At 70.0% G+C, this 7,427-nt stretch carries 6 protein-coding genes; 5 read left to right on the top strand and 1 reads right to left on the bottom strand.

Annotated features, from left to right (window positions below):
• Positions 1-351 (bottom strand): hypothetical protein (locus tag WS91_RS37295; protein WP_231752015.1); only part of this gene is annotated, 351 nt, incomplete at its 3' end.
• A gap of 310 nt (positions 352-661) precedes the next feature.
• On the opposite strand from WS91_RS37295, the gene WS91_RS11540 reads away from it, so the two are divergent.
• The 5 genes from WS91_RS11540 to WS91_RS11515 all read left to right on the top strand — a co-directional run bounded on the left by WS91_RS11540 (position 662) and on the right by WS91_RS11515 (position 7,272).
• Entirely contained in the window at positions 662-1,630 is a 969-nt protein-coding gene (locus WS91_RS11540) for a LacI family DNA-binding transcriptional regulator (protein WP_038753852.1), read from the top strand.
• Between the two features lie 81 nt (positions 1,631-1,711).
• On the top strand, positions 1,712-2,716 hold the full coding sequence (locus WS91_RS11535; protein WP_038753815.1) for an alpha/beta hydrolase: 1,005 nt from the start codon (positions 1,712-1,714) through the stop codon (positions 2,714-2,716).
• A 479-nt stretch (positions 2,717-3,195) separates the two neighbouring features.
• Positions 3,196-4,863, top strand: coding sequence for a phospholipase C (locus WS91_RS11525; RefSeq protein ID WP_059670307.1), 1,668 nt, complete (start codon positions 3,196-3,198; stop codon positions 4,861-4,863).
• A gap of 289 nt (positions 4,864-5,152) precedes the next feature.
• Positions 5,153-6,496 carry a cytochrome-c peroxidase gene (locus WS91_RS11520; RefSeq protein WP_038753854.1) on the top strand — a complete coding sequence of 448 codons (1,344 nt, stop codon included), beginning with the start codon at positions 5,153-5,155 and terminating at the stop codon, positions 6,494-6,496.
• A gap of 413 nt (positions 6,497-6,909) precedes the next feature.
• A complete protein-coding gene (locus tag WS91_RS11515; protein WP_231752014.1) occupies positions 6,910-7,272 on the top strand; it encodes an H-type lectin domain protein in 363 nt (120 codons plus the stop codon).
• Positions 7,273-7,427: the final 155 nt, after the last annotated feature.

Below are 7,427 nucleotides of genomic sequence, written 5' to 3'. Positions count from 1 at the left end.
GGCTTCGGCTTCGGCTTCGGCTTCGGCTTCGGCTTCGGCTTCGGCTTCGGCTTCGGCTTCGGCTTCGGCTTCGGCTTTCAGCATCGGCCTTGGCGTCGATTTCGGCCTCGATGTCGAGGCCGGTCGCGACGTCGGCGGCGCGCATCGGCATTGCCGTGGGCGCTCGCGCACCGCATCCCGATGCGACGTCGCATGACAGATCAACCTCGCCTCGAAGCGGCCCCCAAAGCGGCCCCAAAGCGAGCGGCCTCGAGGCACGCCTCCAAGCGAGCTGCCTGCAACCTGCGTCCCGGACCGACGGCTCCGTTCCCGCATCGGGCAAAACACACGCCGTCCAACCGGCTCGTCCATACGTCGCGGTACGCGCACGGTTCGGCCTGCCCGCCTTCCCCGCCGCCGCGAAGCGACGCGAGCACATGCACGCGATGCCCCGACGACGCCGGCCGCGCTCCAACGCCCGTCGCCCCGCGATTCTCCAGATCTATGTTACCGGTTCATGTAACCGGTAACATAGCCGCGATCGTAGCCGCCTTTTGCGATAATGGCTACCCTCCATAACCCGAATCGAACCACCTTGCCCGTGACGAAACCCCAGCCCGCCCCCGCCGCCGCGCCGAGCCCGCCCGCCCGCCGTGCACGCAAGAACACCGGGCGCGTGACGCTGAACGATCTCGCGAAGCTGGTGGGCGTCACGAAAGTCACGGTGTCGCGCGCGCTGAACACGCCCGAGCTCGTGTCGGCCGACACGCGCGAGCGCGTGCTCGCCGCGGTCCGTCAGACGGGCTACACGCCCGATCTCGTCGCCGGCTCGCTCGCGTCGAACCGCAGCCGGCTGATCGTCGCGCTGATCCCGACGATCGCGGGCAGCGTGTTCCAGGAGACGGTCGCCGCGCTGACGAACGAGCTCGCGGCGGCCGGCTACCAGTTGCTGATCGGCCAGAGCGGCTACGACGATTCGCGCGAGGACGCGCTCATCGACGCGGTGATCGGCCGGCGCCCGGCCGGCATCGTGCTGACGGGCGTCGCGCATTCGGAGCACGCGCGCGGCAAGCTGCGCGCGTCGGGCATTCCGGTCGTCGAGACGTGGGATCTGACGCGCTCGCCGCTCGACATGCTGGTCGGCTTCTCGCACCGCGAGGTCGGCGAAGCCGCCGCGCGCTATTTGCAGCGGCGCGGCGCGCGCCGGCCCGCCGTCGTCACGCCGAGCGACCGGCGCGCGCAAGTGCGCACGCAAGCGTTCGTCGACGCGTTCGGCGCGGCGGCCGCAATCCCGGTAATCGCCGCCGAATCGCCCGCGTCGCTCGGCGACGGCCGGCGCGCGCTCGGCGAGCTGCTCGAACGCATGCCGGACGTCGACGCGATCTTCTGCGGCGCCGACGTCCTCGCGCTCGGCGTGCTGATGGAGGCGAGCCATCGCGGAATCGCGGTGCCGCAACGGCTGCGCGTGCTCGGCTACGGCGACCAGACCTTCGCGAAGGACACGACGCCCGCGCTGACGACGATCCGCATCGACGGCACCGGCATCGGCAAGCTCGCCGCGTCGCTCCTGATCGAGCGGATCGAGCGCGATGCCGACGAGCGGCGCGTCGTCGACGTCGGCTTCACGCTCGTCGAACGCGACAGCGCGTAGCGACGCACGCGGACAATTCGCCCCCGACGCCGACGCCGCTCGAACGGCGTCGCCCTCTGATTCCGATCCGGAGCCTTCGACATGGACTTCACCCGACGCAGCCTGCTCGGCGCCGCGCTCGCCGGCGCGCTCGACGCGGCCGTGCCGTGCGCGCGCGCGCAGGCCGCCGGGCGCGCGACGCCAACGCCGACATCACCGTCGCCGCAGCCGGACGACGCGCCGCGCGCCGCTCCCGACGAAACGATTCCGCTGTGGCCCGGCCCCGCACCCGACCCGATCGCGACGACGGGCGCGGGCGACGGCGAGCGGAGCGGCAAGCACGGCAGCGTGTCGCATGTCGCGCGGCCGCGGCTCAACGTCTATCGCCCCGCGCGCGGCACCGGCGGCGCGGCGCTCGTGATCGCGGGCGGCGGCTACGACCACGTCGAGCTCGGCAACGAGAGCACGCCGATGTGCACGTGGCTGAAGGCGCTGGGCGTCACCGCATTCGAGCTCGTCTACCGGCTTCCCGAGCAAGGCTGGTCCCGGCTCGCGCCGCTGCAGGACGGCCAGCGCGCGATGCGCGTGATCCGCGCGCGCGCGAAGCGCGACGGCTTCGACCCCGCGCGGATCGCAATCGTCGGCTTTTCCGCGGGCGGGCATCTCGCCGGGATGACCGCCGTCGAGCCCGACGCACGACGCTACGCGAGCGTCGACGACGCCGATCGCGAATCCGCGCGCCCCGATCTCGCCGCGCTGCTCTATCCGGTGCTGACGCTGATGCCGCCGTTCGACCGCACGCGCACGCGCCTGCACATCGTCGGCGCGCATCCGGCGCAGGCGGACAGCGAGGCGCTGTCGGCGAACCTGCACGTGAGTCCGCGCACGCCGCCGACGTTTCTCGCGCACGCATTCGACGATCCGATCGCGCCGATCGACAACAGCCTGCTGATGGCGAGCGCGCTGCGCGCAGCGCAGGTGAGCGTCGAGCTGCACGCGTTCCAGACGGGCGGCCACGGCTGGGGGATGGGCAAGCCCGGCAGCGCCGTGCGCGCATGGCCCGCGCTCTTCGAGCAATGGGCGCGGCTGAACCGGTTGCTGCCGTGACGCGACCGCGTGCGGCGTACATCGCGCGGCGCGCGATGCGGCGCACGCGATCGCGCGAGGCGAAGCCGCGCGGCCGCGCACGCCGCCCCACACGACATGCGCGCCGCGCTTTCGCCGGCGCAACGCAACGCAACGCAACGCAACGCAACGCGACACGACACGACCCGACACGCATCGCAACTCGCACGCCGCACAACGCGAAATCACGCGGCGCGCCCGCACGCGCGCTCGATCGATCCAACACGCGGCCCGCTCTCCTACGATCCGCTTTCCATCCGTAACGCCGCCGACATCAACCTGTAATTGCGTCGAAGGCGCATCGCCTCCATAGCTTCATACCAAACTGGTCCAATGCTGCCGTTTCGTTTCCAGCGCACGGCGCGTCCCCGACGCCCGCGCTTCCCGCGCGACCGGTTCCCGCCGCGCGATCCGCCGCAGATTCGCGTCATCCGAACGGCCTTTCCTGGGAGTCCCACCTGATGTTTCGTCGAGCCTTGATCGCCACCGCGTGCGCCGGATCGGCCATCGCCCTCCATGCCTGCGGCGGCACCGACAGCTCCGCGCCCGTCACGTCGCAGAACGCGTTGCAAACCGCGACGCCGATCAAGCACCTCGTCGTGATCTACGGCGAGAACGTGTCGTTCGACCACTACTTCGGCACCTATCCGAGCGCCGCGAACCCGCCGGGCGAGCCGGCGTTCAGCGCGGCGTCGGGCACGCCGTCGGTCAACGGCCTGGCGGGCCTGCTGCTCACCGCGAATCCGAACGCGACGAATCCGGCGAACGGCACGGGCGCGACGAATCCGTTCCGCCTCGACCGCACGCAGGCCGCGACGGCCGACCAGAACCATGCGTACACGGCCGAAGAGCAGGCATACGACAACGGCCTCGCCGATCTCTTCCCGAAATACACGGGCAACGGCTCGAGCGGCGGCGCGGGCGCGTTCGGCACGACGGGCCAGGTGATGGGCTACTTCGACGGCAACACGGTGACGGCGCTGTGGAACTACGCGCAGCGCTTCGCGATGAGCGACAACGCGTATACGTCGACCTACGGCCCGTCGACGCCGGGCGCGCTCAACGTGATCGCCGGCCAGACCAACGGGATGCAGATCGTGAAGACGTCGAAGGCCGCATCGACGCTCGCGAAGACGTCGTACTACATCAACGACGGCCAGGGCGGCCTCACGATGATCAATGACGTCGACCCCGGCTACGACATGTGCTCGAGCCAGACCGATCAGGCGATGATGTCCGGCAAGAACATCGGCGATCTGCTGAACGCGCGCAACATCACGTGGGGCGGCTTCATGGGCGGCTTCAACCTGTCGACGACGAACGCGAACGGCACGACAGGCTGCAAGCGCAGCACGATCGCGACCGCCGTGAACGCGGCGACGACCGACTACATCCCGCACCACAACTGGTTCCAGTATTACGCGTCGACGGCGAACCCGCAGCACACGCGCCCGAGCTCCACCGCGGCGATCGGCTCGAGCCTGCAGACGGACGGCAAGACGCCTGAGCCCGCGAACCATCAGTACGATTCGGACGACTTCTTCGCGGCCGTGAAGGCGGGCAACTTCCCGTCGGTCAGCTTCTTGAAGGCGCCCGCCGCGCAGGATGCGCACGCCGGCTACTCCGATCCGCTCGACGAGCAGCAGTTCGTGACGAAGGTCATCAACTTCCTGCAGCAGCAGCCCGACTGGCAGAACACCGCGGTGATCGTCACCTACGACGACTCGGACGGCTGGTACGACCATGCGTACGCGAGCCCGACGCACGCGTCGTTCGACGCGGTCGATCAACTGAACGGCAACGGCGCGTGCGGCTCCGGCACGGCGACGACGGGCATCAACGGCGCGCCCGTCAACGGCCGCTGCGGCCCGGGCACGCGGATTCCGTTCGTGGTCGTGTCGCCGTGGGCGAAGCAGAACTACGTGAGCCACACGCTGATCGATCAGGCGTCGGTGGTCCGCTTCATCGAGGACAACTGGCTCGGCGGCCAGCGGATCGGCGGCGGCTCGTTCGACGCGACGGCAGGCGACATGCGCGATCTGTTCAACTTCACCGGCACGGTGAACGCGGCGCCGCTGTACCTCGATCCGACGCTCGGCACGAAGGTCGCGACGGCGCCCTCGATGTGACCGGTCCGGATGCGTCGCGCGGCGTGCCGCCGCGTGACGCCCGACACGCGGCCGGCCGGCGCGCAGCGCGTCGGCCGGCCGTCGCTCCGGCGCGCCGCGCGCCGGATTTTTCGTTTGCACGATGACGACCGAACGTTCCAGCATGGCCGAACCGCTTTCCGCGCAATCCGCGTCGCCCGCCCGATCCGCCGCTGCCGCGCGACCTTGCCGCCCCGCCCGGCCCGATGCGCGCGCGGCGGCCGCGCCTCCCGCCGGCTCGCCCCACGTGCGCCGCCGCAATGCGCGCGCCGTGCGCCACGCGCTGTCGCTCGCCGCATTCGGCGTGCTCGGCTCCGCTGCGTTCGCGCTCGCGTTTCCGGAGCATGCGCCGGACGCGGTCGGCGCGATCGTCGAAAACCTGACGGGCGCGAATCCGCATCCGGTCACGCTGCATCGCCCGAGCGCCGAACCGCTGAGCGCGGTCGCGCAACTCGGCCGGGCGCTGTTCTTCGATCCGGCGCTGTCCGCGTCGGGCCGCCAGTCGTGCGCGTCGTGTCACAGCCCCGACCGCGCATACGGGCCGCCGAACGATCTCGACGTGCAGTTGGGCGGCGCCGCGCTCACGCGGCCCGGCTACCGGCCCCCGCCGTCGCTGATGTACCTGTACCGTCAGCCGAACTTCAGCATCGGCCCCGATTCGTCCGAGAGCGACGATGCGGCGAGCGTCGCGCAGCAGGCGGCCTCGGCGGCGGGCGTCGTGCGCGAGCAGAAGACGGCGGGCGCCGCCGCCGCGCCGCAACTCGTGCCGCAAGGCGGAATGTTCTGGGACGGCCGCGCGGACACGCTGCAGCAGCAGGCGTTCGGCCCGCTGCTCAATCCCGTCGAAATGGCGAACGCGAGCATCGACGACGTCGCGCGCAAGCTCGCCGACGCACGGTATGCGGCGCAGTTCCGGCAGCTGTTCGGCCCGCGCATCTTCGACGACGCGCGTCTTACGGTATCCGAAGCAATGTTCGCGATCGCGCGCTACCAGGTCGAGGACCCGTCGTTCCATCCGTATTCGAGCAAGTACGACCTCTGGCTCGAAGGCGACGCGCGCCTCACGCAGGCCGAGCTGCGCGGGATGCGGCTCTTCAACGATCCGGCGAAGGCGAATTGCGCGGGCTGCCATCTGTCGAAGCCGGCCGCGGACGGCTTGCCGCCGATGTTCACCGATTACCAGTACGAAGCGCTCGGCGCGCCGCGCAACCGCGCGCTTGCGCAGAACCGCGATCCGGCGTTCTACGATCTCGGCATCTGCGGGCCGTTCCGCGAAGACCTGAAGACGCAGACGCAATACTGCGGCATGTTCGCGACGCCGTCGCTGCGCAACGTCGCGACGCGACGCGTGTTCTTCCACAACGGCGTCTATCACTCGCTCGATCAGGTGCTCGCGTTCTACAACCTGCGCAGTGTCGATCCGGGCAAGGTGTATCCGCGCGACGCGAGCGGCCGGGTCCGGCAGTACGACGACATTCCGCCCGCGTATCGCGCGAACGTCGACGTCGCCGACGCGCCGTTCGATCGCAAGCCCGGCGACGCGCCCGCGATGACCGAGCAGGACATGCGCGACATCGTCGCGTTCCTGAACACGCTGACGGACGAGAAGCGCTGAGAGCCCTTTTGGAAATGCAAATTTCCGCCCTCGTAGCGACGCTGATGTAGCGCACTGCTTTGAAAGTAGCCCGTGGGCAAGGAATGCAGGCGTGGACCAGATGAGCTGGAATTCGCCATTCATCAATTTTCAAACGGGCTCTGAGCTTCGTCCGATGTGCGGCGGGCCCGGAATCGCGCACGCCTGCTTGCGCGGATTCCAGGCCCGCCCGTGTCGACGATCCGGGCCCCGCGCGCGGCGCATCGCATTCGCCTTGGCGCGCGATTCGTCGCCGCGCCGGACCGCGCCCGCCCCGCTACGCATTCGCCGTCACCGGCGGCCGCCGACGTTCGCAAGCCCAAAAATCTCCGAGTTGTTCGTCGCGTCGTGCGGTTTCCATCACGCACGTGCGGCCGTCCGTCATTGACGAGCTCGTGCTTCGCGCCACATCGACAACACGATGGAGAATCCGACATGCTGAAAAATTCGTCGGTACGCACGTCGTCGGCCCGCGCGAGAAACTTCCGGCCGGCAAGCCATGGACCAATGCGCCGCTGACCGTCAAGGTGCCGTTCCCCGCGGCGCTCCCCTCGCGTCCCGTCGTCGTCGCGTGTGCGTTGCAGGACCCGAAACACCCGGCCCCTTGTCCGGACACGCTCGCGCTCGCCGTGATCAGCGTCGCCAACACCGATCTCACGGTCAACATCTACCGCACCGATTACGCCGGCGCCGATGATACGACGAGCGGCCGGGGGCAGAATCCGCATCTGCCGTGCATCGCCGAGACGCCGGCCTGATGCGGCGTCGGGCGCGGCATGCGCGTCGCGCGATGCGTCGGCGATCTTCGCGCAGATGGCCGCGATGCCTGCCGGCGCGAACATGCGACAGGCATCGCCGGGCGTCGGCGCGCATCGCCGCAGGTGCGCGCGACGTCGCCTTCCTCCCAGCCGCT

Origin of the sequence: Burkholderia sp. MSMB1498, assembly GCF_001526245.1 — a bacterium.
Lineage (GTDB): Bacteria > Pseudomonadota > Gammaproteobacteria > Burkholderiales > Burkholderiaceae > Burkholderia > Burkholderia savannae.
Note: the sequence above shows the minus strand (reverse complement) of the source record. Positions and strands in the feature narration are given on the sequence as shown.